The organism is Vibrio sp. 1249-1, assembly GCF_033340495.1.
The window spans coordinates 1-564 of the sequence record NZ_JAWOWJ010000947.1 but is presented as its reverse complement, the minus strand read 5'-3'; the positions used below and the strand labels follow the sequence as shown (position 1 = coordinate 564).

Genomic DNA, 564 nt, shown 5'->3' with positions numbered 1-564 from the left:
TACGGTCAAGCGCAGGCATTACACGATATTTCGATGCGTATTCCAAAAGGGCGAGTGACAGCATTTATCGGCCCGTCTGGTTGTGGTAAATCGACATTATTACGCTGTATCAATCGTATGAACGACTTGGTGGAAGGATGTAAAGTCACCGGAAAAGTTCGTTTGCACGGTAAGAACGTCTATCACCCGAATGTCGATGTAGCAACGCTTAGGCGTCGCGTTGGAATGGTTTTTCAGCGTCCTAACCCATTTCCTAAGTCGATTTATGAGAATGTGGTTTATGGCTTACGCTTACAAGGTGTCAAGAACAGTCGCACATTAGATGATGCGGTTGAGCGTTCACTTCGCTCTGCTGCGTTGTGGGATGAAGTGAAAGATAGATTGCACGAAAACGCATTTGGACTTTCGGGTGGTCAGCAGCAACGTTTAGTTATTGCGCGTGCTGTAGCAATTGAACCAGAAGTGCTGTTATTGGATGAGCCAACATCGGCACTGGATCCTATATCAACTTTAACTATTGAAGAACTTATCAACGAGCTTAAGACCCAATATACTGTCGTGATC

The 564-nt window shown here is 45.2% G+C and carries 1 protein-coding gene; it reads left to right on the top strand.

Going from position 1 to position 564, the window contains the following annotated elements; translation table 11 throughout:
• Nucleotides 1-564 (top strand): phosphate ABC transporter ATP-binding protein (locus R7Z50_RS29850; protein ID WP_318150061.1); only part of this gene is annotated, 564 nt, incomplete at both ends.